The organism is Nitrosophilus alvini (assembly GCF_015100395.1).
Lineage (GTDB): Bacteria > Campylobacterota > Campylobacteria > Campylobacterales > Nitratiruptoraceae > Nitrosophilus > Nitrosophilus alvini.
This window is the reverse complement of record NZ_AP022847.1, coordinates 710,502-734,856: the sequence shown is the minus strand read 5'-3', so window position 1 is coordinate 734,856 and position 24,355 is coordinate 710,502. Positions and strand designations below refer to the sequence as shown.

Here is a 24,355-nt window from a genome sequence, read left to right as displayed (position 1 = left end):
AACTTTTTTTAAGATTTTTTCGGTATCATTTCATTCACATTTAAAACGCTGGCCCCATCGTCTAGCGGTTAGGACACCGCCCTTTCACGGCGGTGACGGGGGTTCGAGTCCCCCTGGGGTCACCACAATTTAGTCTTTTTTTCTTGCCTCGATAATATATCTCTTATCAATCCAAAGGTCTTTTTCTTCTTTAACCCATTTGCCATTTTTAAAATATCCGCTAATTTTATATCTGTTTTTATCATCATGCAGATAGGAAGTAAATTTTCTTCCTTTCTTCCATTTTTCAACTTTTTTGTTTGCTATATCTACAAGATAGGCATCTCTCACTATTTTAAAAACATTAGGCCTGAAAAAAGTTATTATAAGCTTTTTTCTATTTTCCAAAAGTGAAACTCTTTTTTTCGTTTTTTTCAATCTTTTTATCTCATTCTTAAAATAATCTACCTGCTGATTGAGATAATTTATCTTTTTTTCCATCTTTTCTATCTTTTTATTACAAGTTTGAAGCTTATTGCGACATTGTATTTCGGAACTTTTTACTGTAAGCGTCATACCGCCATTTCTGATAATGCTGACCTCATTTTGTGTCGCGAAAAGTACTGAAGCAAGAGAGAGAATTATTGTGATTTTGATTAAACTTTTCATAAGAGCTCCTTTATTAAGGACACTTTAAATATTACTATACAAAAATTTAAACATTGTTTAATCTTATTTTTGTTCTTTTATTTTTTCAAATTCTCCCTCTTTTACTATTTTACCGTTGTCTAGAAAATAGATATAATCTGCCTGTTTTATAGTGCTTGGTCTATGTGCTATGATAACTGTAGTTCTATTTTTCAAAAACTCATTCAATGAATCAAAAAGTCTATATTCTGTATCCATATCTAAAGCTGATGTAGATTCATCTAAAATGACAACTTTTGGTTCCTGAATGATCATCCTCGCAATTGCAATCCTTTGTCTCTGTCCGCCGGAAAGTCTTATCCCCCCTTTTCCTACCGCGGTATCGAGTCCTTTCTCCATCTCCTTTACAATTGAATCTATTTGTGCAATTTTCAAAGCTTTCCATATCTTTTCTTCCGGAATATCTTTTCCCAAAGTAAGGTTGAATCTTATAGTATCATTGAAAAGCACGGGAGTTTGAAGTACCAAAGAGACATGCTCCCTTACAACATCGAGTCCTATCTCTTTTATAGAAACATCGTTATAATACAATTCTCCCGACGATACAGGATAAAACCCTACAAGAATTCTGGCAAGAGTGGTTTTTCCGCTTCCGCTGGCTCCAACAACAGCCACTTTTTTGCCGCCTTCGATTTTCATTGAAACATTTTTAAGAATCTCTTTTGATTCATCATATGAAAAAGAGACATTTTCAAGCTCGATAGAAACTGGCCAATTGCTCAGAAACGGGTTTTTTTTGTGCGGATACTGCGGTTCGTTTTTAAGTTCCAGCAGTTCATTAATCCTCTCAAGAGCAACAGTGGCATTTTTATACGCATACTGTATACCCAAAATCTCCTGAACAGGTGTCATCATAAACCAGAGATATCCAAATATCGCCAACATAAGACCTATACTCAGATCCGAATACGCAACCGCAAGGATACCGGCTGCTCTGAATATTTCAAAACCACTTACAAAAACAAGAAAAGAGAGTCTGCTTGCCGCATCACTTTTCCAACTGAAATTTATAGATCGCTGTTTTACCTCTTTGGCAAGATCGACAAGTTTTGAGAAAAATTCTCTGTCCTTGTTTGCTGCTCTTATCTGTTCAAAAAGTTCTAGAGTCTCTATAAGAGTTTTTTGAAAAATTTCGATTGCACGGTTCTCTTCTTTTTTAAGTTTTGAAACTCTTCTGGCAAGTTTCGTTGCAAAAACAACAACCAAAGGATTTAAAAAAAGAATAAAAAGGGCAAGCTGCCAGTGGATCCACAAAAGCACTATACTTACACCCGTGAGCGTAAGAACGGAAATAAGAAATTTGCTTATGGAGATGCTCAAAAAAGTATCTATTGTATTTATATCTGTCACCATTCTCGATGCAATGGAGCCGCTACCAAGCATCTCGTATTCGGCCATGGAAACTTTTTCTAGATGATGTAGAATATCTCTTCTTATAATATAAGTTATATTTTTGGATATATTTTCAAATATTCTGTTCTGTATAACATTTAAAGCAAAAAAAGCTGCCCTCAAAAAGAGCACTACAATAAGAACTATAACAACATAGTACAATGCGCTTCCGGGGCCCAAAAGAGAGTCGATAGCTCCGGTCAAAAATCCCGGTTTATGCAGTAAAACCTCATCTACCAGCACCGGCATCAGAAGCGGCGTAGGAACACTGGCCGCCACCGCAAACAGTGCCAGCATCTGAGCGATGAAAAATCTCTTTTTGTCCCTTTTTATAAACTTTATTATCTTTTTCCAGCTGTATCTATTTTGCATTTCACTCTTTTTTATCTAAAATTTAAAAGTCTCTCAACGGTTATTTCGGCGCTTCTCGCCAAAGAGCTCAGATTGTATCCGCCCTCCAGAACAAATGCGATCGGTTTGTCTCCTGCGTATCTGAGTATTTTTTCTATAAGTTTTTCAAGCCCTTCAAATGTTATCTGCGCAGTCGATATCATCTCATCTTTCATAAGATCATATCCTGCACTTACCAGAACTATATCGAAATCGAACCACTCAGGCAGATCATCATAAAGTTTAAGCAGCTCTTCATCACTGCACTCAGCCCCGTAAGGCCTGTTTAGATTGAAGCCTTTTCCTCTGCCTTCGCCTCTCTCATCTTCGCTTCCGGTAAAATAGGGATAGTTATCTCTCTCATGAGTAGAAAAATAAAAAACAGTATCGTCACTGTAGAAAATTTCCTGTGTTCCATTGCCGTGATGCACATCGAAATCTATTATCATGACTTTTTCAAATCCAGCATCCTGGGCATATCTGGCCATAAGCGCGATATTGTTGAATATACAAAACCCCTGTCCCTGACCGCTTTCGGCATGATGTCCCGGCGGCCTTACATTTAAAAACGCTCTGCTGATAGAACCTTCTCTCATCGCTTCTATAACAGGAAGCGTGCTTCCGGCTGCATAACATGCCACCTCATAGCTTTTCTCACTTAAAACGGTATCACTGTTGAGTATAAATCTGACACCGTTTTCATATGCTGTCTCTACCCAGTCAACGTATCTTTTTGTGTGAACTTTATAGAGTTCCTCTTTCGATGCTTTGTGAAGTGGGAGTCTTTGCAAAGGAAAGTTTTGCAAAACTTCGTTTATGACAACAACTCTTTGGGGAACTTCTATATGCTCACCTGTTTCATGCAGAGTAAAAATCGGATCATATATATAGCCCACCATAATGGCTCCCTATTTCAGCTTCTCATAGAGTTTGCGTTTTCCTATCTCGACTCCAGGCTGATTGTAAGTATCGATATCCAAAAGTGCTCCCACGGCCGAGGTAAGAAGTTCAAAATAGTATATAAGATATCCGATGCTCTGTTCGCTCAACTCATTTATTTCCAGCAGATCAACCGGAACATCTGACTCGATAACGGACTCTATGGTAGCATCACACTGTGTATTGATGATAGTCTGGAATCTTCTGCCGTTAACAAAATCGGTAGCTTCAAGATGCGGAAGAGTCATTTGGGGAATGGTTACGGGAAGTTCAAAATTTTTCAGCTTCAAAAATGTAACCGTTTTATCTTTCGGTCCCTCCAGTATCAGCTGCAAAAAGGAGTGCTGATCTACCGAGCCGATAAGACCTATGGGAGTGAGCCCCACCCTGTTACCATCGCTATCTTTCTTGCCAAGACTCTCTCCCCAAAGCTGTACATACCATTTGTTGAACGCTTCAAACAAAGAGGAGTAGGAAAAAAGAATATTTATGTTGTGAGAAAGTCTGTTTTTATAGTAAAAGTAAGCCTTTTTGAAAAGAAGTAGTTCAATACCGGTTTTCAAAAACTCATCCCGCATTTTTGCAGCACCATCCAAAAGAGCTTCTATATCGTAACCGAGCATTGCCAGAGGAAGAAGACCAACCGGAGACAAAACGGAAAACCTGCCTCCAACATTTTTAGGTATATAAAACCTCTCCCAACCTCTCTCACCGGCAAGTTTGTCAAGAGGAGATTCAATCTCAGTTATAACGGCAATCCTTCTGTTTATATCCACAACCTCTTCGTTTTCCTGCATAAGAGAGAGCATATATTTCGCAATCGAAATAGTCTCTATTGTAGTTCCCGATTTTGAGACGATGATAACAAAAGCGCGCGAAAGATCTATACGTTTTACACTGTTTACCAGATACAGAGGATCGAGATTTTCAAGAAAGTGTATATTTATGATATTTCTGTGCCTGCTGAACTGAAGAAGCGTATCTATCGCTCTCGTTCCTAGAGATGAACCTCCTATACCCACTATCACAAGATCTTTTATCAGATGGCCTGACAAAAGTTCATTTTCCGCAATAAAACGGTAAATATTTGCAATCACATCATCCTGATTTACAGGCAGGTCATAATATCCTGAAAGTGAGGTATTCATCTCTGTAAGCATTCTGTCATATGCTTCTTCGATTTTCAGAAGAGCTTCATTGTCAAAGTTCTGTTCAAAAAAGATAGTTTTTTGTACCATTACATCCCTTTGTATATATCTCTCAACGCTTCGCAGAAAGTGTCGCTCTCGTTGGGGCATTCACATACCCTGTAATCCTCGAAACCTAGCTCCTTGGCAATCTCTTTGTATTCAATATGCAGTTCATATACCGTTTCACTGTTATCAATGGTAAAAGATAGAGGATATATAACAACTTTTCTGTTTTCTATCTCTTTTAGTTTATCATCAAGTCCCGGTTCCAGCCATTCCACAGGACCCAGTTTCGACTGATAGGCGATATGGATATTTTTGAACTCGATTCCGTTTTTTTTCAGCAACTCTTTCAAAATTTCCACATGCTCCGTTATCTCTTTTTGGTACGGATCGCCTTTTTCTATCATTTTTTTGGGAAGGGAATGGGCCGAAAATATCAGATCATACTCTTTTTCATCGATATCTTTTATGCACTCCTTGATTTTCTCTATCACGGTTTCATTGAATTTTTCGTTTTTGTAAAATCTTTCAATTTTGTGGATTCTCGCTTTCATTCCCTCTTTTTTGGCCGACTCTTCGAAATCTTCGAGCGAAGATTTTGTTGTAGTAAAAGAGTATTGAGGATAGAGCGGTATAAGATAGACATCGGTTATATCTTTTTTCTTTAACTCTTTTATCACATCTTTTGCAAAAGGGGGAGTATATCTCATTGCAAAAGTAACATCCGTATCACCCAGTTTAGATGAGAGTTTTTCCACAAGTTTTTCGGTAATCCCTACAATAGGAGATTTTCCTCCAAGTTTTTCGTAATTTTCCCGAGCCTCTTTTTTTCTGGCATTCGTTATCATAAATGAAACAAATTTTCTTAAAATTCTGTTTTTTATCGGTATGATATTTTCATCATTGAACATATTTTTCAAAAATAGTTCTACTTCCTCAAGGTTGTTGGGGCCTCCCATATTCAGAAGGACAACGGCTTTTTTCATACTTTTCCCCTTTTCCTGATCCATCTGTAAAATAGTCTGTTTGCATCAACTTCGCTTTTCAGAGGCTTCTTATGTACCAAAAAATCAGTAAGCATTTTTGCAATGAAAGGTCCAAAAACAAACCCTCTGCCTCCAAAACCGTTTATTATATAAAGATTTTTAATCTTTGGCAATTTTTCACTCTCTACTTTTGTTCCGTTTTTTAAAAACGGGAATTGTTCGAATGCTTTTCCTATATCGATAACCTCGCCCACAATAGGAAAATGGTCAATACTTGCTGCCCTTTGCCCGTAAAAAACTCTTTTAATTTCAGTCTTTTCAAATCTGAGCATTTTTTTGGCTTCATCCATAAGAGTGTCATATCCCAAAGGACATTTTTGGGGACTGCACTCCTTCATTCTAACGTGTGTGGCGCCTATAGCAACAGTGCCATCTTTTTTCGTAGCCGAAACAGATATTTTTTTGTGAATATTAAAAGGTATTTCTATATCGCTCTTTATATCAAACCTGTGTCCACAGATCCCGTTTATCACGATATAGGAGAGGTCGGCAAAATCTATCTGGGCAGCCCCTGTCGCCAAAATCACTCTTTTTGCTTTTATATTCCCCACTCTCCACAGAGCGTTCTTATATTCAATCTTTCCGGTATCGAAATTTTCATAAACATCGGCTCCCTCTGATAGAGTTTTACACATATTTTTCGCTTCGACAATTCCTGCATCTTCAAAAAATATGGCGTCAAAGTCTGTTGCATATTTTTTCAAAAAAGAGAAGTTTTTGGGATCGATATCTTTATACTCTATATCAAGATGTTTTTTGTAGATTTCGAATTTTTGGGCATCCTTTTCATCTTTCGGAAGTTTAAGAAGCCCATTTTGCAAAAAGAGTTCCGGAAAGTTTTTGTAAAAATCTATACTGAACCTGTACGCTTCATTCGTCAGTTTCTGAAGTGGACCGCCCTTGCCAAGCCTGGGAGAGATAAAGGCACCTGCAGCCCCGCTTCCCCCTGCAGCTATGGAATTTTTATCAACAAGAGCAACATTTCCTCCCTCCCGGGATAAAAAATATGCCGTACTGCATCCGGCAATACCGGCACCCAAAATACAAAAATCGTAAACCATAAAAAGCTCTTTAGATAGTTAAAAACCAAAAATTATATGCTAATCTCTTTTATGTCGGCTATCTCTTTGAAAGATCTGTAAATAGAACCGATCAGATTTTTTCTGTTTGTTCTGATTTTTTCATCTTCCGCATTTACAAGAACGTTGTCAAAGAAGTTGTCAAGCTGATGTTTCAGTGAAAAAAGTGCGTCAAGGCGCTCTTCATATGAGTCATATTTTTTGCAGACCACCTCTTTGTACTTCTCATAAAGCTCTTTTTCAAATCTGCTCTCAAAAAGCGATTCATCAACCTTCAACTCTGATGAGAGATCAAGGTCTTTTACTATGTTTGCAACCCTTTTAAATGTTGTAAACACCTCTTTGAAAGAGTCGCTTTCGGCAATCTGGGCAACCGCTTCTATTTTTTTCGCTATTTCGACGATATCTCTCTCACCGCTGTCTATAACGGCTTTTATAATAGACGGATTCACATCGAAAAATTGATAGATTCTCTCTAAGAAAAAGTTTTCAAGCTCTTTTATATCGAACTCTTTGTATTCGCCCTTAAATTCCTCAAATATACTTGAGAGATCAAAGGGAAGTTTCCTATCCAGAACTATTCTGATAACACCGGCAGCCGCTCGTCTGAGCCCAAAGGGATCACGTGAACCCGTAGGGATCTTGCCAACAGAAAATAGCGCCATCAGAGTATCAATCCTGTATGAAAGAGCTATCAGGGAAGAAAAAAGAGTCGAAGGAAGTTCACTCTCTTCACCTTTTGGAAGGTATTGCTCTTTTATAGCTTCTGCTACGAGAGGATCTTCACCCAGTGCAAGAGCGTAATAATACCCCATAATTCCCTGCAGTTCCGGAAATTCATAAACCATTTCGGTAAGAAGATCCGCTTTTGAGAGCATAACGGCTCTTTCTATCAGCGCTTTAAGCTCTCCTTCCTCAAGAGAACTCTCCTTTATAAGCTTTTCTTTATATTTTTCAAAAAGTCTTGTCGCAATTGCAAGCTCTCTTAGTTCTTTATCAAATACAGACCCCAGACCATCCATAAATATGATATTTTTCAGTCCCTCCACATCAAAACCTCTTTCCAGGTCTTTCTCATAAAAAAAGATGGCGTCCTGAAGTCTAGCTTTGAGAACTCTTTCGTTTCCTCTAACAACAAAAGAGAAATCATCCGTTTTGGCATTCGACACTACGATAAAACGGTTAGTAAGTGTACCATTTCTGAAACAGGGAAAATATCTCTGGTGCTCTTTCATAGAGGTTATGATAACCTCCGGCGGCAGTTTCAGAAACTCTTTATCAAACTCTCCGCTAAGCGATGTGGGAAATTCGGTTATTGCCACAACCTCTCTTAGCAGCTCTTCATCCTTTTGGATAGAGAGACCCTCTTTTTTCTCAATATCTTCAAATCCCTCTTTTATTTTCTCTTCTCTAAGATCCTGATAAAGAACAACGCCGTAACTTTTGAGTTTTTCGAAATAATCGCTCTGGTTTTCTACAACTACAGGCTCCATAGATACGCTTCTGTGCCCGTATGTATAATTTGAACTTTGGATATCGTAAAACCGGTATGAAAGAAAATCTTCACCGAAATTTACAATACTCCATCTAATAGGCCTTATGAAACTCTCTTTAAGCTCCCCCCATCTCATAGCACGACCGAAATTGAGGCTTTTGAGCCAAGCTTCTATCATCTGACCCAGAATCTCGGGTGAAGGGCGTCCTTCTATATTTTTTTTGAAATAGAGCACCTCTTTGCCGCCTTTTTGCGCACGTCCAAGCTCATCTATACCTACACCGCACTTTTTTGCAAAACTCTCTGCCGCTTTTGTAGGCTCTCCGTTTTTAAAAGCGATATCAACCGGCGCTCCGAAAAACTCCTCTTCACTATCGGGCTGTTTTTCCGGAAATTCCGGGTGCCATAAAACCAATCTTCTGGGAGTAAAATAAAAATCAAATTCGCATAGCAGACTGTTCTCTTCGAGGATTTTCGCCCACTTTTTTTCTATATTCGGTAACTCTTTTAAAAAAGGAATTGCAGGAAGCTCTTCCGTTCCTATTTCTATCAAAAGAGGTTTGAACATCTCTTTCCTTTAAATAATATCTCTTATCACTCTTGTTAATAATCGGCTATTTTATCCAAAACTACTTTTCATCTCGCTTATGGTGCCCCCTCTGGTGGTGATAACCTACGATTATCCAGATCATAAAGAGTACAAAAAGAGCAATCATAATATAGTCAAAAAAATTTCCCATCACAAACCCTTAAATGTATCGAAATTCTGCCTTATAGCTTCATATAGAATTATACCTGCACTAACTGCAAGATTGAGACTTCTGCCCTCTTTTGTCATTGGAATAGTTACAGCGTTTTTCCAGTTTTTTTGCATAAACTCCATCGGAAGGCCTTCGGTTTCGCTACCGAAAATCAGATAGTCTCCCGGTTTGTAGTTAACTTCAAAATACGGCTTATCGCTTTTGGTAGTTGCAAAAAAAGCTCTTTTGAAATCTATACTTTCAGAAAACTCCTCAAGACTCTCCCAAACCATCAAGTCCAGTTTATGCCAGTAATCAAGCCCCGCCCTTCTGACACTCTTTTCATCTATATCAAATCCCAAAGGTTTAACCAGATGCAGAGTTGAACCGGTATTGACACAGAGTCTGCCTATATTTCCGGTATTTGGAGGGATCTTGGGATTTACCAATACAATATTAAACACCCTTTTCTCCCACACTCACACTCACACTAAAATATCACCGTTTTATTCGCATATACAAATATCCTGTCTTCAACAGCCAGTTTCAAAGCCTTTGCAAGAACAACTTTTTCCACATCTCTGCCTGCATTTCTCATATCTTCCCATGAATATGTATGATCCACATGTATCACATCCTGAGCTATTATAGGTCCTTCGTCCAGATTGTTATTTACAAAATGTGCAGTTGCACCGATGATTTTAACACCTCTGTCATACGCCTGTTTGTATGGATTGGCTCCTATGAAAGCGGGAAGAAACGAGTGATGAATATTTATGATACGATTTTCATACTTCTCCACAAAACCCGGAGTCAGAATCCTCATATACTTTGCCAGAACAATATAGTCTATATTTTCGAAAAGATTTAGATAATCCAATATTTTTTCTTCATGTTCGCTTCTTTCAAGACCATTATGAGGGACATGAAAATATTCTATATCAAACTTCTCAACAAGAGGTCTAAGCAGATCATAATTGGATATAACAGCAACTATATCCACCTCAAGTTCACCGTCGAAATGTCTTATGAGTATATCACCCAGAACATGCGACTCTTTCGTTGCCATTAGCACTATCTTTTTTCTTTTAGGCTCGATTACTTTGATATTTGCATTTTCCGGCAGTATATCTTTTAAAGCTACAGCCAATCTGTCTTTTTCAACTCTGCCGCTTACTTCACTTCTCATAAAAAATTTACCGTTTGTTCTGTCCACAAATTCGTCATTTTTTACAATATTGAGATCATTCTCAAAAAAAACTTTGGAAACTTTGTAAACAAGTCCTTTTTCATCTTTACAATCGATCAAAATTCTATAGTTTTTCATACTCTGCCCTTATATCTTTTTCTAATTATCTCAAGTCTTCTGCGCCTAAGTTCTATTCCAAGCTCTTTACCACTGTAGCCCTCTTTGATAAGCTGTTTGGGTGTTACTCCTCCGTCAAAACATCTATCCCATACGCCAAGCATAAGAGCTCTTTTCTTTACCTCATCAGCATAATTTCCAAGCCAGTCTCTGATAGGATAGAGCATAGAAAGAGCTACCAAAAACCTGTCCGTTATATTTTTCGGAACAAATTTCTGTTTGCTAAGAGCCTTTCGATACTCGTTTGTAGCTCCTATTCTATCTAAAAAAAACAGCGGATTTCTATGTAAATTTTTTGAAAATATATATAAAAAATAGAATTTTTTAAGATGAGGCTGAAATTTTTCTCTTTTTTTGGCAAGCTCTTTTGAGATTTTGAAAAACTCATATTTTTTGGGACTAATTTTAAGTATTTTTTCCGAAATCTTTAGGCATAAAAGATAATATAACCCAAAATGTAGATATTTTGCCCCGAAAAGTTTTTCAAACTCCCAAAAAATTCTCTCTTTGCTCAAATCATCAAGATCTATCTTTTTCATAATTTCAGCACTTTTTTTATCTATCTTATATCCAAATCTAGCAGCAAACTGCATACCTCTGAGAACTCTTAAGCTATCCTCTTTGAACTTCTCTTCATCTATAATCTTTATTCTCCTGTTCAATATATCATCGAGCCCTCCCCAGAAATCGAGAAGATTGCAGTTATATATATTGAGCATCAAAGCGTTCATGCAAAAATCTCTTCTTTTCGATGCCTCTCTTTCATCATATGCCAGTTTTACTTCAAAAGCTTTATGACCAACACCGATTTTTCTCTCGATTCGTGGAAGTGCTATATCGATATTTGATCCAAATTTATATACAAAAAAAGATTTTCCTACACCTTTTGCACCTATTTTTTTCATCAATTCATCAAAAAAATGGGGCTCGACAGAATACACTTCAATATCTATATCCGTTATATTCGCCTCTTCGGGGCTTACCTGTTTTGTATAGATCCTGTATAGATCTCTAACGGCTCCCCCTACAAGATATATTCTATGTGTATATGGATCGAAGAAATTTTTCAGAAATTCAAGCTCTTTTTTTAACCTCAAAGGTAGAAGTTCGTAAAGATGGGAGCCTATATCCCATCTTTTTATTTCATGCTCTTCCATTGCATAATTTTTATTTTGAAGCGTAATGAGCTATCAAAGAGCCCATCTCACTGGTAGAGACTATCTCTTTTGCATCATATGAGCTGAGATCCTTTGTTCTGTATCCTTCTGCCAAAACCTGTTTGATGGCTCTGTCTATTCTGTCTGCCGCAGCATCTTCTCCAAGCTGATATCTAAGCATCATACTTGCACTCGCAATAGTAGCAATAGGATTTGCGATACCCTGTCCGGCAATATCGGGAGCAGAGCCGTGAATAGGCTCGTAAAGACCATGTTTTTCGCCTATGGAAGCGGAAGGAAGAAGACCGATGGAACCGCTAAGCATACTTGCTTCATCACTCAGTATATCACCGAAAATATTTCCGGTCAAAATAACATCAAACTGTTTTGGATCGCGTACAAGCTGCATCGCCGCATTATCCACATACATATGCTCAAGAGTTACTTCAGGATACTCTTTTGCAACCTCTTCTACGCTCTCTCTCCAGAGCTGACTTACTTCAAGAACGTTTGCTTTATCAACAGAAGTGACTCTCTTTTTTCTTTTCATCGCTATTTCAAAAGCTACTTTCGCGATCCTCTTAACCTCATCTACACTGTAAACCATCGTATTAAAAGCTTTGTCGCCTTCTCTTCCTCTGGGCTCTCCAAAATATATGCCGCCGATGAGCTCACGTACAACCATAAGATCAACGCCCTGAATAACTTCCGGTTTCAAGGTGCTGGCATTTATAAGTTCATCATAAACAGTTACGGGTCTTAGATTTGCAAATACTCCCAAAGCCTTTCTAAGCTTTAAAAGACCAGTTTCAGGTCTTTTGTCTCTTGGAAGGTTATCCCATTTTTCACCGCCTATAGCACCAAACAGAACTGCATCGGCATTCATTGCACCTTCTATAGTCTCTTCAGGCAAAGGTTCACCCGTAACATCGATAGCAGCCCCGCCTAAAAGAAACTCTTTGTAGCTGATTTCAAAACCTTCCGCAACGGATACGGCATCAAGAACTTTTATCGCCTCCTCTACAATTTCAGGGCCTATTCCGTCACCTTTAATAACAGCTATTCTATATTTTTTCATATATCCTCCATTTTTATAAGTGACAAAGCAATAAAATCAGATAAATATAAAAGCATTACCCAATCCTAAACTTTATCTGTCACTCTCTTTAAGAATCTGTGCCTTTGCATAATTTATAAGTCCTCCGCATGCAATAAGTTCTTGCATAAAAGGCGGAATCGGCGTAAATTTATATTTTACGTTTTTGTTTATATCTTCTATAACACCCTCATCCATTTTTATCGATATCAAGTCCCCTTCGTTTATCTTATCGGCATCTTTGAGTTCAAATATAGGCAGTCCCATATTGAAAGCGTTTCTATAGAAAATTCTCGCAAAGCTTTTTGCAACAACAGCAGCTACACCTGCAGCCTTGAGGGCTATAGGAGCATGCTCCCTGCTGCTTCCGCATCCGAAATTCTCACCCGCGACTATAATATCACCCGGACTCATCTTTTTTACAAATTCGGGATCGGCATCTTCCATAACATGTTTCGCAAGCTCGTGAGGATCGGAAGTATTCAAATATCTTGCAGCTATTATCAAATCGGTATCTATATTGTCACCGAATTTCCAGACTTTTCCGGTTATAGTATTCATACCTTTCCTTCTATGGGCAAAAAAGACCCTTAAAATTTTGGGCAATTCTACCAAAAAAACATTTAAAACAAAATCTTTGTAAAATAAGCCTTAACAGCTCTAACAGTCTATTTTCCAATCTATCTTCAAACCTGTTAAAGTTTAAAGTTAATTATTAATGTAAATTTAAACTTTTTTATGTATAATCGGGCATGATTAGATATTTTCTACACATACCCCTTTTTCACAAGGAGAATTCCCACTATGGCAACTGCTAAAGAACTAAACAAAAAAATCGAAGAGCTTTTCAAAGAGCATAAAGACTCATACATAACATATGAAAATTTAGTGGAACTTTTTGAAAAACAACCCACTCTGGCGCAGACAAAAAAGATAAAAAATCTTATGGAAAAATATAACGTAAGACTTATCACCTCTTCAGAAGCCGCCAAACTCATGAATATAGAAGAGAAACAAAAAGATATAGAGGAAAAAAAGAAGGTTAGTGACGAGGCACTGGTAGAAGAGTTTGACCTGATGAAAGAAAAAGACCTTCTGGAATGGAGCAGAAGCGATAGTCCGGTAAGAATGTACCTCAGAGAGATGGGTCAGATTCCTTTGCTTACAAAAGAAGAAGAGATTGAGCTAAGCAAAAAGATCGAGATGGGAGAAAATATCATTCTCGATGCAATCTGCTCTGTCCCTTATCTGATCGATTTTATTCTAGATTACAAAGAACCTCTTATAAACAGAGAAAGAAGAGTAAAAGAGCTTTTCAAAAGTTTTGAAGAAGAGGAGACTGAGGAAGAGGAAACCGAAGAGAGCAAAGAGAGCGCTAAAATTACAAAAAACTCAAAAAGAGCGAAAAAGGTAATTGAGAGTTTTAAAGCTCTTGAAAAAGCGAAAAAAGAGTGGCTCAAAGTCAGAGATAAACAGCTTCCTGAAGATGCATCTGAAGAGGAAAAGCTTCATCATCAGCTCATTTTGTCATTTAAAAAGAAAATTATTAAAGAAAAATTGCTTGATCTTGGCCCTACAAGCAAACTCATCAATGAACTTGTAAAGTCTATGGAAACGGCATTGAAAAGTGATGAGGGTTTTGAAAAAGAGCTTAAAAGACTAGAATACAAACTTCCTCTTTTCAATGAAAAGCTTAAAGAAGATCATAAAAAACTTCTTGAAAATATTGTAAATATGTCTAAAGAAGAGATAGCTGCGGCCGTTCCGGAAGCAACTATGGTCAGCACCTATATGGAGATAAAAAAGTTGTTCCAGGCAAAAGAGGCAAGCAAAAAAGGTTTCAACCTGGAACCTGAGAAACTTGCCGAGATACTTGAGCAGATAAAAAGAGGTAAAAAAATAAGCGAAGAAGCCAAAACCAGAATGGCAAAATCAAACCTTAGACTTGTCGTCTCAATCGCTAAAAGATATACAAACAGAGGCCTGCCTTTCCTCGATCTTATCCAGGAAGGCAATATAGGACTTATGAAAGCCGTTGACAAGTTTGAATACAAAAAAGGATATAAATTCTCCACCTATGCAACTTGGTGGATAAGACAGGCGATTTCAAGAGCCATTGCCGATCAGGCAAGAACTATAAGAATTCCTATTCATATGATAGAAACGATAAACAGAATCAACAAAATCATAAGAAAACATCTACAGGAAACAGGTAAAGAACCTGATGTAGAGACTATAGCAAAAGAGGTTGGATTATCAGTCGACAAAGTAAAAAATGTCATCAAAATAACAAAAGAACCTATCAGTCTCGAAGCTCCTATAGGAAGTGACGAAGATGGAAAATTCGGTGATTTCATTGAAGACAAAAGTACTGTAAATCCTCTTGAGGCTATTTTGAAAGAGGATCTCAAACATCAGATAGAAGACGTTCTTGATCAGCTCAACGAGAGAGAAAAGGCGGTTATCAGAATGAGGTTCGGCCTTATGCCTGATGAAAGCGACAGAACACTTGAAGAGATAGGTAAAGAGCTAAATGTCACAAGGGAAAGAGTAAGACAGATAGAATCGAGTGCCATCAAAAAACTAAAACATCCTAAAGTGGGCAAAAAACTTAAAAACTATATAGAAGAGTAAGAGCTGATCTGAAATGGACTTTTTTGAAAAGTGGATAGAGTACGACTTCAATCCCTTCTTGATGTTCAATAAAGAGGGGAAAGTCGTCTCTTTAAACCAAGAAGCTCAGTTCCTTATAGGTTCGGTTGCTCCAAGCGTACTATATGAGCTCGCTCTGAGCTACGCAAGCGCCTCATACGGATTTAAAACAACATTTGTAAATCTTGAATTTGGCAGATTTAAATTTTTTGGAATATGCGTAGGATATGAAAACGATGAAAATATAGGTATAAAGCTATATCAATACCCTTCCATGAAAATAGAAAACATAGAAGAAGATGTGGGAGAAATCACAAATATATACGCTTTAATCGATCTATGTATAAGCGCCAATGCAACAAAAACAGATGCAAAGTTTACAAAAATCCTTGACCCCACTTTTCCGGAAATAAAAATAAAAACAGAGTACTTTATAAAACTGCTCAATCACATATATGAACTCTTTTTGGATTCGAAAGAGATCAAAACAAAACTCTATTTCAAAATCGGCGAATATCTCAAACTTAAACAGAAAAAATATACCCTTTTTGCAATTGATATATGCGGTGACAACATAAAAAAGAGTAGTTTTGATGAACTAAAAGAGCTGGCTCAAGAGATAAACGGCTATATAGAAACACACAAAAACTGCATTACAATCAGTGCACCAATAATCTACAACGACTGATTTTCCCCACCGATTTTTTTCCCGGAAACAAAAGAAGTTATCAACGCAGAAACAGGAACTATTGAAAGCCCTACAAGATAAGAGAATATATCAAGAACTTTTCTGTCTATCAGCATAAGCAAAGTTACAGCTAAAAAAGCATACGCTGCGATTCTATATATAGATAAAAATCCTTTTGAAGTCAAAACAAAGTTTTTTAGAGCAGTTTTTGGGCTCTTAAGCTTTTTTTTCTCTTCGACCACTATCTCTTTAAAAGTTTTTTCGTCAATTCCTTCACTCTCGCTCTCTTCATCATAAACAAAATATGGGTCTTCTATCTTTTCCAAAACATCTCTGTTATCTGCTACAATATGCTCCTTAGATTTCTCTTCCACCACTTTTTTGTAACTTATATATGTTCCAAACGAGACAGCCAATGAACCCAAAAGAGCAACCTGAGTATTCAGCATCCATATAAAATTATTATTTATCAGACAAAATATAATTACCATAAAATCAATAACCAAAAGAACCTTAAAAAATATTTTCATCAATTCTGCCTATTTCTCATAAACATCCTGTCCTTCAAAATCGGTCTCATCGCTTTTGTCGATATAGTTTTTGTATTTTGGATCGTTTTTAAGCTCATCAAGCTCTTTTTTCTGTTTCTGGTATGCTTTGTAGATATTCAAACCGGCTGCAGCTACCCCCCAGAAAACTCCCAACCACAAAAGCCATGAATATCCAAATAAGTTTTTCATCCATATTCCAATCCCTACCCCTATAAGTATAGCTACAACAATAGAGACACCCAGAGACAATGCCTCGGCACCTTCAATTATCTTTCTGTATTTTGGCTGCTTACCCATCTTTTTTCCTCAACGTTGGTGCTAGTGTTAGTGTTGGTGTTGGTGTTTGTGTTAGTATTAGTGTTAGCAAGAGAACATCAACACCCACACTCACACCTACACTCACACTACTTAATGATACCGAATACCTCTTTCGCTTTTTCTATAGTTTCATCTATAAGCTCATCTGTCGTTTCAGTACAGATAAATCCTGCTTCAAACTGACTGCAGGCAAAATAAACACCTCTTTCTATCATCGCTGCATGAAATTTTGCGAAAAGCTCAGTATCTGATTTTAATGCATCGTCAAAATTTTTTACAGGATTTTCATTGAAGAAAAATCCAAACATACTTCCTCTTACATCTATCTGCAGAGCTATGCCGCATTTCTCGGCTGCTTCTTTCATACCCCCCACAAGTTTTTTGGCACGGTTTTCTAAAACTTCATATATATCAGGATTTTCTTTAAGGCGTTTGATAGTAGAAAGCCCCGCAGCCATTGCAACCGGATTTCCGCTTAGAGTTCCTGCCTGATAAACAGGGCCTTCAGGAGACAGGCTGTTCATTATCTCTTCTCTTCCTCCAAAAGCTCCTACCGGCATTCCACCGCCTATGACTTTTCCAAGTGTTACAAGATCAGGCTTTACATCAGTAAGCCCCTGCGCACCTTTCAGACTTGCTCTAAATCCGCTCATAACCTCGTCGAAAATCAATAGTGTACCGTTTTCATCACAAAGAGATCTAAGTTCCTTCAAAAACTCTTCATCAGCAGGTACAAGCCCCATATTTCCTGCAATAGGCTCTAAGATAACACATGCTATTTCACTGCTTGACTCGAAACACTTTTTTACACTTTCTATATCATTGTATCTTGCCAGCAGAGTATGCTTTGTAAAGTCAGCCGGAACTCCGGGAGAGCTTGGATTTCCAAAAGTAGCGGCACCGCTTCCCGCCTGAACGAGCAGTGAGTCGCTATGGCCGTGATAGCACCCTTCAAATTTAACAATATCATCACGTCCTGTATATCCTCTTGCCAGCCTGATTGCACTCATAACCGCTTCTGTTCCACTATTTACAAACCTAACCTTATCAACAGTGTCAAAAAGATCTGTTATCTCTTTTGCCAGCTCTGTTTCCAAAAGGGTAGGAGCACCAAAGCTAAGGCCCTTTTTTGCAGTTTCCGTAACCGCTTCAAGTGTCTTTTCATCTGCATGTCCAAAAATCAACGGCCCCCAGCTTTGCACATAGTCTATATATCTGTTGGAATCGATATCGTACAGATATGCACCTTCACCTTTTTCTATAAAAACTGGCGTACCTCCCACGCTTTTAAACGCCCTTACAGGAGAATCGACTCCACCCGGTATATACTTTTGAGCTTCTTCAAAAGCTTTGATACTATTTTGGATTTTCATATTCACCTCTCTTTGATTTAATACCAAAAAACTTACTGAATATTACAAAAATATTGATTAATAGATATTAAAACTATATAATCTCTATTTTAATATACCAAACACCAATTACTTATATAACTAAATTTTATAGGCGGACAATGTCAAGAAAAAGGCAAGCTTTTTTTATATCATTTATAATTCATTCTATTGTACTTTTACTCTTTTATTACGAAATAAAGACACCTGAAATACCCTCTTTAAAAGCAAAAGAGAGAAAGAGCATATCTTTAAATCTATCAAGCTTTAACCAACAACAAAAAACGGAACAGATAAAGAACGTGCCTATAAAACCTACTCCAAGGACCAAACCTAAACCAAAACCCAAGATAGTAAAGAAAGAGGCACCAAAACCAAAGCCAAAGCCAAAATCTAAGCCAAAATCTAAGCCAAAACCTAAACCTAAACCTAAGCCTAAGCCTAAACCAAGTCCCCTGCCAAAACCTGAACCCAAATCCAAACCAAAACCTAAGCCCACCCCTGCACCGGTACAAACACCTGAGCCCGAATTAGAGCCTGAACCCAAACCTGAGTCTAAGCCTGAGTCTAAGCCTGAGCCCAAGCCTAAATCCACACCAACACCGACACAAGCATCTCCTCTCTCATCTTCACTAAAAAAACTTCCCTCACTTACAGATATAAGCAAATCAATTGAAGATGAAAAATATAGAAAACTATATAAGGATGATTTCGATACCTTTACAAAAGGACAAAAAGAGTTTATCAGAGAAAATCTGGACAAAATAGGAGAGATAACACAACGCTATCTCAGTCAAAGAGGATATCCTGTAATTGCCGCCAGAACAGGACAACAAGGAGTCTGTATAGTTGAATTTTATCTCCATCCAAACGGGGATATAAGCGGTCTGAAAGTTATAAAAAGCTCAGACTACACCATACTCGATAAAAACTCTATAGAAACGATTGAGACAGCATATAAAGACTATCCGAGACCGCGGGAAACAACAAAAATCAAAATATACGTTCAGTATAAACTTATTCAATAATTACAGTATCAGGTGCCGGTTTTCCAAGAAAAAATCCCTGAGAATATCCTATTCCAAGCTTTTTCACTTTGGCAAGAATTTTATCCGAACTTACAAACTCAGCAACTGTTCCTATACCGAGTCTGTTTGCGAAATCTACAATCGTTTTAACGATAATCTCAGCATTTTTATCATGTTCAAGGTTTTTTATCAAAGAGGCATCAATCTTTATGTAGTCTATTTGCAGTTTTAAGAGATGTTCAAAATTTGAATATCCGGTACCAAAGTCATCCACCGCAATTTTACATCCCATCTTTTTCATATCGGATATAAACTTTGCAATCTCTTCATACTCTTCTATACCTTCTGATTCTACAATCTCAAAAACTATTTTATCTTCTACTTTATATTTTTTTATCTCATCTTTTATATACCAAACCACTTCTTCATTTAAGATATCATCTACCGACAAATTTATAGAAAATTTACAATCGATATTTTGAAAATGTTCGCAACATTTTGTCACCATTTTTTTGGTAAGCTCCGAATAGAGTCTACTTTTTTTTGCTATTTCAAGAAAATCACCAGGTAGATATAGATCATAATTCTCATCAGTCATTCTCATTAAACACTCAAAGCTGACCGCACTCCCTGTTCTGTTATCGAAAATAGGTTGAAAATAAGGAACCACTCTATCATAATTTATTGCTTTTTTTATTTTTTTGACCCATTCCATATTCTCTTTGTACTGTTTCTCTATCTTTAGATTTTCGTCATAAATCATAAAATGCTTTCTGGTTTTTCTAGCGTGTTTTAACGCAATATCAGCTTTTTCAAGAGCAGATTCCATATCAAGCGTAGCGCCTATAGTCACTCGTATAGAAATTTCATTGTCCTCATGATAAAAAATCATCTTTTCAATATGATCGATCAATGAGTTTATATAGTGAGAAAGATCGTTTTTTGTCATAGGAGTATGTATATAGAGTGCAAATTCATCTCCCGAAAGGCGGTAGATATCTATATTTTTATCTTTAATTATAACTTTTAGTCTGTTTGCGAAACCTTTTAAAACCTTATCGCCCGCAATTTGACCGTAGAAATCGTTAATCTCTCTAAAATCGTCTATATTTATTATCAAAAGTATCTCTTCACTCTCTTCATCGATATCATTCATAAGACTAAATCTATTCGGAAGCAGTGTCAGTGAGTCTGTATAAAGCTGATTTCTAAGTTCTTATGTTTTCTCTTTTACTTTTTCTTCAAGTGTTTTATTTACTCTTTTTTGAAGCTTTGAATACTCATCTATTCTTTTTTGCATCTCGTTGACAGTATTTGAGATCAGACCGATTTCATTGTTCTCGTTTTCATACGGCAGTTTTATAATACCTTTTTTAGGTGAGTAGTTTTTAAGTCTTGTAGCTATATCTCTTAGAGGATAGAGATATTTTTGAACCTGCATACTAAAAAGTATAAAAATAAAAGCAAGAATACCGCTTAAGCCAAGAATAACATATGTATATTTACTAACAAGTTCATTGTAGTGAGTACTTGAGTAGAGTATCTCTAATTTTCCTATTTTTTCTCCCGTATTGGGTTTGTGTATATCTCTGACAATCAAAAAAGAGTTAGCCCAGTTGTTTTTATATCTGCTTGATTTCGCTTCTTTTAAAATTTTCCCTTTTTTAAAAATCCTTACTGCTAAGATATTGGGGTTTTGTATCAACTGCTTTACTATCTGATCTATTTTTCCATCCAGATCAAGATAGATATCAAGTGCTATAAAAGGCTCGACTGTCTGTGCTATAAGATTGGCTTTCTCCTTTTCAACATCCATTAATGCGGTTTTGCTGATTTTTTCAAATACAAAAAAGATTATAAAAAGAATAAGGACGGACATAAGTGCAGTAGAAAATATAATTTTTCCCGAAAGACTTTTATTATATCTATTTTGCATCAACCAACCTGACTAAATGATAAAGTTCGTCAATAAAGTCTGTTTTGTAGAGTTTCAATGTATTTTTATTCATATAAATAACAGTGGTATTTTCTATCATTAATGAAAATAGAAATCCATATTTGAGATTTTTGATATCATAAGCAAAAGATATTATACCTTTTGACAATACAATATATCCCAGTCTGCTCATATCCTCTTCTGCGGAATTCAGAGCATAAACCGCAGTTGAATCGAAATCATAGGATATTTCGGAATATTTTACCATATTGATAGAAAAGTTGTAATTTCCAAGTTGATGGTCATGGTATTTTACTATCATATTTCTTACTTCAAGAGCGGTGTATTCGTCATTTTCATTATAGACTATAGTATAGACTATACTCCCGTTCACAAGTTTTTCATTCAATTTTTTATCAAGAAGCAGCAGTTTAGGAAACAGCGAAGCCTGAGCTTTTAACAATAGTTCATTATAGTTGTATCCAAAAAGAAAAATTTTAAACAGTAACAATATTAGGACTGCTTTTCTCATATCTAAAACTCTTTCTTAAATGTAAACATATAGTTTCTTCCTTCCTGCGGATAATCATCATAATACGTATACGGCTCAGAAGGGTATTTTATGCTGTTATTAAACATATTTTTTACAGAAAACTGCAAAGTATACTTTTTTTTGTAGTTTCTGTACCTCAGTGACGTATCGAAGCAATAATATGGATCAAGTTCATCTCTGTTATCATAATATACCCGCTCTTTGGAGCCCACATATTTTCCCGTCAGACTCCATGCAACTTTGCTTGTGATGTTGTAGAGATAGTATCCCTTTATCATATGCTTTGCGACATTGGCCAGATGGTGATCTTCATTATCTTTACCGTCCACATAGGAATATGTCATATATATAAGATCTTTGTGTGTTATGTTCCCCTTATATTCAAGTTCAAGACCATAGATATCTGTATCCATAGCATTTCGATATTCGTTTTCGGCGTTTGCCTTGTTTATCTGGTCTTTGTTTATGAGATAGAAAAGATTTGCCTGCATATAACTGTCAGCAGAAAACTTTTTTATATATGCGGTCTCAAAAGCGTGAACTATCTCCGGTTTTAGATCCGGATTTCCTCTTCTTGCACGATTATTTTTCGTATATAACTCCTGCCATGAGGGGTTTCTGTGAGACCGGCTATACATAGCTTTGAAGATGTTTTCGCTATCTTTTAGATAGACAAAAGATACTCTGGGATTTAGCTGCCCTTTTATATGTGTGTTGTTTTCATAGTTGAGACCGTACGAAAGACTCAGTTTATCACTGTAGTCGTATTTATCCTGAAAAGAGATGATATAGGTATATCTTTTTGCATCCTCATCGAAAAAAGGATAGGAGTCGCTATAGTCCACAAGACCTGTGCCGGTATCTCTGTCAGTAGTTTTAGTGACTACCTTGTAGGTCTCCTCTTTTGACAGATAGTAACCGAACGTCAATTTATGCTTATCTATGCCAGTATATTTCAAAAAGCTGGAATGATAAAAGGTTCTCTGTTTAGCTTCATGTATACCATAAAAGCCATTTGGGTAAGGCACTGGTATGGAGGGATTAGAAAGACTGGGAAGCACAAAACCATCAGGAGCAAGTTTTGACTGACTATAGAAACTATCAAATTTAATGCCTGCTTTTAAAACTGTTTCAATATTCTTTCTTTTTTTATCATAGGAAATCTCCATATAATTACTTGGAAATTTCATAAAATCTTCATCTTCCGGCAAAATGGCGTTTATACCGTATGCACTTCCATGCTTATAGTAAAGCGTTCTCGCTTTAAGAGTAAAATCATGATACTTTGCAGTAATACCAAGAGAGTAGTTTCTAAGCCACAAAGGAGCTTTGCCTGACCTTGAAAGTTTTTTATTAATATCACCAAAAATACCTTGACTCAACCCATCATAGCCTATAGGCAACTTTTTATTATCTTTTTGATAGTAAAAATCTGTATATATTTTAAGATCCCCTTTTTTATAGTTTTTTACAAATCCAGCCGCTTTGTAATTATATGACCCAGCCTTTATAAATAGTGTGTCTTTGTTTTTCAACTGTTTAAACTCTTCCGCATATGTTATGACATTTATAGACCCTGCATATGCATTAACTCCATCCGTTTTACTTCCCGGTCCTCTGACTACCTCTATCCTTTTGATAACTTCTATCGGCATATATAGATAGTTGGAGTATCCGTCATACATCAGATCGTTTACAACAACACCGTCTATTATAAGTTTCGACTGACCGTATGCGAAAGGATTGGAGCCTCTAAAGATAGGTGTTTTGTTATCGATATTATCTGTTGCCATATCCACACCGGGAACAAGTTCGAGAGCCTCTTTTAGATTTGTAATACCCAGTTTTTCAAGTTCCTTTCCCTCATAAACTGATATAATAAAGGGCTGATAGTGGATATTCTCTTTTGTCTTTGTAGCAACCTCTTTATATTTTTCAAGTTCGCCGCTTATTTGTGTCAATATTTTGTCCGGCTCCTCCGCATATACAAACCTGCTATTCAATAAAACGATAGCTGTTATCATTAAAAACTTAAACTTTGAGCACATCTCTTTGTCTCTCCCACTCTTCCAGTAAACCAGGATTTATATTTTCTAAATCTTCAACATACATTATGCATGGATATCTCAGAACAGAATAAAATTCTTTTCCAATTCCAATTTTCTTGTAAGGAATTTTAAAAATATTAAGAAGTTTAATAAAATTATTTTCAAGAGCACCATAACTATACTCAATTCCAAAATCTTTCATCTTAAAATAGACATATTTTTTGACAAATTCCATCAAAACCTTTGTATCCTTCATATTTCTATATTTTTTATCTATAAAAATCCTTGAAACTTCACACAATTTTTCTCTGTCAAATTTATATTTTTCTTTGTCAAACTCCAGATTATTTTCCGTAGGATATCCTATAGGTGAATGGTGTATCAGCCTTACACAGGCACAAACCTCATCATTCTCATCTAGAGCCGCAAACTGAATTGCATATTCATCATATTTGTCTCTCTCTTTTTTATCTGGAAAATCGTTAATATCTAAAAACTTTTTCTCTTCACACATTATTTTGCATCTGAATCTGAAAACTTTATCGAGCAGTTCTTCCGTATCGGCCTCTACAAATCTAAACATTTTCTTTCCTTCCTCTGTTTTTTTCTA

At 36.6% G+C, this 24,355-nt stretch carries 22 protein-coding genes, 1 tRNA gene and 1 pseudogene; 4 read left to right on the top strand and 20 right to left on the bottom strand.

Annotation, left to right across the window (positions count from 1 at the left end; all coding sequences use genetic code 11):
- The first annotated feature begins 50 nt into the window (after positions 1-50).
- Positions 51-125: transfer RNA gene (locus EPR_RS03830), tRNA-Glu, on the top strand.
- A gap of 4 nt (positions 126-129) precedes the next feature.
- Here EPR_RS03830 and EPR_RS03825 read toward each other — a convergent pair.
- From EPR_RS03825 to EPR_RS03770, 12 genes are all read right to left on the bottom strand, one after another.
- Positions 130-648 (bottom strand): hypothetical protein, encoded by a 519-nt coding sequence (locus EPR_RS03825; protein WP_200763954.1) that lies wholly within the window; start codon positions 646-648, stop codon positions 130-132.
- Positions 649-711: 63 nt separating this feature from the next.
- Positions 712-2,451 carry an ABC transporter ATP-binding protein gene (locus tag EPR_RS03820; protein ID WP_200763953.1) on the bottom strand — a complete coding sequence of 580 codons (1,740 nt, stop codon included), beginning with the start codon at positions 2,449-2,451 and terminating at the stop codon, positions 712-714.
- Between the two features lie 11 nt (positions 2,452-2,462).
- Positions 2,463-3,368, bottom strand: coding sequence for a histone deacetylase family protein (locus EPR_RS03815; RefSeq protein ID WP_200763952.1), 906 nt, complete (start codon positions 3,366-3,368; stop codon positions 2,463-2,465).
- A gap of 9 nt (positions 3,369-3,377) precedes the next feature.
- Entirely contained in the window at positions 3,378-4,646 is a 1,269-nt protein-coding gene (locus EPR_RS03810; RefSeq protein WP_200763951.1) for a glucose-6-phosphate isomerase, read from the bottom strand.
- On the bottom strand, positions 4,646-5,587 hold the full coding sequence (gene hemH / locus EPR_RS03805; protein WP_200763950.1) for a ferrochelatase: 942 nt from the start codon (positions 5,585-5,587) through the stop codon (positions 4,646-4,648). The genes EPR_RS03810 and hemH overlap by 1 nt, the downstream gene beginning before the upstream one ends.
- On the bottom strand, positions 5,584-6,708 hold the full coding sequence (locus tag EPR_RS03800) for an NAD(P)/FAD-dependent oxidoreductase (RefSeq protein WP_200763949.1): 1,125 nt from the start codon (positions 6,706-6,708) through the stop codon (positions 5,584-5,586). Before EPR_RS03800 ends, hemH begins: the two co-directional genes overlap by 4 nt.
- A 32-nt stretch (positions 6,709-6,740) precedes the next feature.
- A complete protein-coding gene (glyS, locus tag EPR_RS03795; protein ID WP_200763948.1) occupies positions 6,741-8,789 on the bottom strand; it encodes a glycine--tRNA ligase subunit beta in 2,049 nt (682 codons plus the stop codon).
- Between the two features lie 171 nt (positions 8,790-8,960).
- Positions 8,961-9,425, bottom strand: a complete 465-nt coding sequence (locus EPR_RS03790; protein ID WP_200763947.1) for a tRNA (cytidine(34)-2'-O)-methyltransferase — start codon at positions 9,423-9,425, stop codon at positions 8,961-8,963.
- 26 nt (positions 9,426-9,451) lie between these two features.
- Complete coding sequence (gene purU, locus EPR_RS03785) at positions 9,452-10,288, bottom strand: formyltetrahydrofolate deformylase (protein WP_200763946.1); 837 nt, start codon at positions 10,286-10,288, stop codon at positions 9,452-9,454.
- Entirely contained in the window at positions 10,285-11,484 is a 1,200-nt protein-coding gene (locus EPR_RS03780; RefSeq protein ID WP_200763945.1) for a CCA tRNA nucleotidyltransferase, read from the bottom strand. Before EPR_RS03780 ends, purU begins: the two co-directional genes overlap by 4 nt.
- A 10-nt stretch (positions 11,485-11,494) precedes the next feature.
- Positions 11,495-12,562 (bottom strand): 3-isopropylmalate dehydrogenase, encoded by a 1,068-nt coding sequence (leuB, locus tag EPR_RS03775; RefSeq protein WP_200763944.1) that lies wholly within the window; start codon positions 12,560-12,562, stop codon positions 11,495-11,497.
- 72 nt (positions 12,563-12,634) lie between these two features.
- Positions 12,635-13,141, bottom strand: a complete 507-nt coding sequence (locus EPR_RS03770; RefSeq protein ID WP_200763943.1) for a 3-isopropylmalate dehydratase small subunit — start codon at positions 13,139-13,141, stop codon at positions 12,635-12,637.
- Between the two features lie 243 nt (positions 13,142-13,384).
- On the opposite strand from EPR_RS03770, the gene rpoD reads away from it, so the two are divergent.
- Positions 13,385-15,214, top strand: coding sequence for an RNA polymerase sigma factor RpoD (gene rpoD, locus EPR_RS03765; protein ID WP_200763942.1), 1,830 nt, complete (start codon positions 13,385-13,387; stop codon positions 15,212-15,214).
- 13 nt (positions 15,215-15,227) lie between these two features.
- Positions 15,228-15,920, top strand: coding sequence for a hypothetical protein (locus EPR_RS03760; RefSeq protein ID WP_200763941.1), 693 nt, complete (start codon positions 15,228-15,230; stop codon positions 15,918-15,920).
- Here the strand turns inward: EPR_RS03760 and EPR_RS03755 are convergent.
- From EPR_RS03755 to hemL, 3 genes are all read right to left on the bottom strand, one after another.
- A complete protein-coding gene (locus EPR_RS03755; protein ID WP_200763940.1) occupies positions 15,908-16,450 on the bottom strand; it encodes a hypothetical protein in 543 nt (180 codons plus the stop codon). The two genes, EPR_RS03760 and EPR_RS03755, sit on opposite strands and share 13 nt — an antisense overlap.
- A gap of 9 nt (positions 16,451-16,459) precedes the next feature.
- Positions 16,460-16,768, bottom strand: coding sequence for an AtpZ/AtpI family protein (locus EPR_RS03750; RefSeq protein ID WP_200763939.1), 309 nt, complete (start codon positions 16,766-16,768; stop codon positions 16,460-16,462).
- A 107-nt stretch (positions 16,769-16,875) separates the two neighbouring features.
- Complete coding sequence (hemL, locus tag EPR_RS03745; protein WP_200763938.1) at positions 16,876-18,162, bottom strand: glutamate-1-semialdehyde 2,1-aminomutase; 1,287 nt, start codon at positions 18,160-18,162, stop codon at positions 16,876-16,878.
- Positions 18,163-18,302: 140 nt separating this feature from the next.
- Between hemL and EPR_RS09295 the strand changes: the two genes are divergently transcribed.
- Positions 18,303-19,208, top strand: coding sequence for an energy transducer TonB (locus EPR_RS09295; RefSeq protein WP_200763937.1), 906 nt, complete (start codon positions 18,303-18,305; stop codon positions 19,206-19,208).
- Here the strand turns inward: EPR_RS09295 and EPR_RS09345 are convergent.
- The 5 genes and pseudogenes from EPR_RS09345 to EPR_RS03715 form a co-directional block, all read right to left on the bottom strand.
- Positions 19,198-20,406: pseudogene (locus tag EPR_RS09345) on the bottom strand (EAL domain-containing protein); the annotation flags it as partial. The gene EPR_RS09295 and the pseudogene EPR_RS09345 overlap by 11 nt on opposite strands.
- A gap of 18 nt (positions 20,407-20,424) precedes the next feature.
- Positions 20,425-21,144 (bottom strand): sensor histidine kinase, encoded by a 720-nt coding sequence (locus EPR_RS03730; protein WP_200763935.1) that lies wholly within the window; start codon positions 21,142-21,144, stop codon positions 20,425-20,427.
- Complete coding sequence (locus EPR_RS03725; RefSeq protein ID WP_200763934.1) at positions 21,134-21,676, bottom strand: hypothetical protein; 543 nt, start codon at positions 21,674-21,676, stop codon at positions 21,134-21,136. The genes EPR_RS03730 and EPR_RS03725 overlap by 11 nt, the downstream gene beginning before the upstream one ends.
- A gap of 2 nt (positions 21,677-21,678) precedes the next feature.
- Entirely contained in the window at positions 21,679-23,745 is a 2,067-nt protein-coding gene (locus tag EPR_RS03720; RefSeq protein WP_200763933.1) for a TonB-dependent receptor plug domain-containing protein, read from the bottom strand.
- Complete coding sequence (locus EPR_RS03715; protein WP_200763932.1) at positions 23,729-24,328, bottom strand: GNAT family N-acyltransferase; 600 nt, start codon at positions 24,326-24,328, stop codon at positions 23,729-23,731. The genes EPR_RS03720 and EPR_RS03715 overlap by 17 nt, the downstream gene beginning before the upstream one ends.
- Positions 24,329-24,355 lie beyond the last annotated feature (27 nt).

Excerpts from the sequence above, each read along its gene's own strand:
- EPR_RS03825 (WP_200763954.1), bottom strand. The coding sequence starts at position 648 with ATGAAAAGTTTAATCAAAATCACAATAATTCTCTCTCTTGCTTCAGTA.
- EPR_RS03820 (WP_200763953.1), bottom strand. The coding sequence starts at position 2,451 with ATGCAAAATAGATACAGCTGGAAAAAGATAATAAAGTTTATAAAAAGG.
- EPR_RS03815 (WP_200763952.1), bottom strand. The coding sequence starts at position 3,368 with ATGGTGGGCTATATATATGATCCGATTTTTACTCTGCATGAAACAGGT.
- EPR_RS03810 (WP_200763951.1), bottom strand. The coding sequence starts at position 4,646 with ATGGTACAAAAAACTATCTTTTTTGAACAGAACTTTGACAATGAAGCT.
- hemH (WP_200763950.1), bottom strand. The coding sequence starts at position 5,587 with ATGAAAAAAGCCGTTGTCCTTCTGAATATGGGAGGCCCCAACAACCTT.
- EPR_RS03800 (WP_200763949.1), bottom strand. The coding sequence starts at position 6,708 with ATGGTTTACGATTTTTGTATTTTGGGTGCCGGTATTGCCGGATGCAGT.
- glyS (WP_200763948.1), bottom strand. The coding sequence starts at position 8,789 with ATGTTCAAACCTCTTTTGATAGAAATAGGAACGGAAGAGCTTCCTGCA.
- purU (WP_200763946.1), bottom strand. The coding sequence starts at position 10,288 with ATGAAAAACTATAGAATTTTGATCGATTGTAAAGATGAAAAAGGACTT.
- EPR_RS03780 (WP_200763945.1), bottom strand. The coding sequence starts at position 11,484 with ATGGAAGAGCATGAAATAAAAAGATGGGATATAGGCTCCCATCTTTAC.
- leuB (WP_200763944.1), bottom strand. The coding sequence starts at position 12,562 with ATGAAAAAATATAGAATAGCTGTTATTAAAGGTGACGGAATAGGCCCT.
- EPR_RS03770 (WP_200763943.1), bottom strand. The coding sequence starts at position 13,141 with ATGAATACTATAACCGGAAAAGTCTGGAAATTCGGTGACAATATAGAT.
- rpoD (WP_200763942.1), top strand. The coding sequence starts at position 13,385 with ATGGCAACTGCTAAAGAACTAAACAAAAAAATCGAAGAGCTTTTCAAA.
- EPR_RS03760 (WP_200763941.1), top strand. The coding sequence starts at position 15,228 with ATGGACTTTTTTGAAAAGTGGATAGAGTACGACTTCAATCCCTTCTTG.
- EPR_RS03755 (WP_200763940.1), bottom strand. The coding sequence starts at position 16,450 with ATGAAAATATTTTTTAAGGTTCTTTTGGTTATTGATTTTATGGTAATT.
- EPR_RS03750 (WP_200763939.1), bottom strand. The coding sequence starts at position 16,768 with ATGGGTAAGCAGCCAAAATACAGAAAGATAATTGAAGGTGCCGAGGCA.
- hemL (WP_200763938.1), bottom strand. The coding sequence starts at position 18,162 with ATGAAAATCCAAAATAGTATCAAAGCTTTTGAAGAAGCTCAAAAGTAT.
- EPR_RS09295 (WP_200763937.1), top strand. The coding sequence starts at position 18,303 with ATGTCAAGAAAAAGGCAAGCTTTTTTTATATCATTTATAATTCATTCT.
- EPR_RS03730 (WP_200763935.1), bottom strand. The coding sequence starts at position 21,144 with ATGCAAAATAGATATAATAAAAGTCTTTCGGGAAAAATTATATTTTCT.
- EPR_RS03725 (WP_200763934.1), bottom strand. The coding sequence starts at position 21,676 with ATGAGAAAAGCAGTCCTAATATTGTTACTGTTTAAAATTTTTCTTTTT.
- EPR_RS03720 (WP_200763933.1), bottom strand. The coding sequence starts at position 23,745 with ATGTGCTCAAAGTTTAAGTTTTTAATGATAACAGCTATCGTTTTATTG.
- EPR_RS03715 (WP_200763932.1), bottom strand. The coding sequence starts at position 24,328 with ATGTTTAGATTTGTAGAGGCCGATACGGAAGAACTGCTCGATAAAGTT.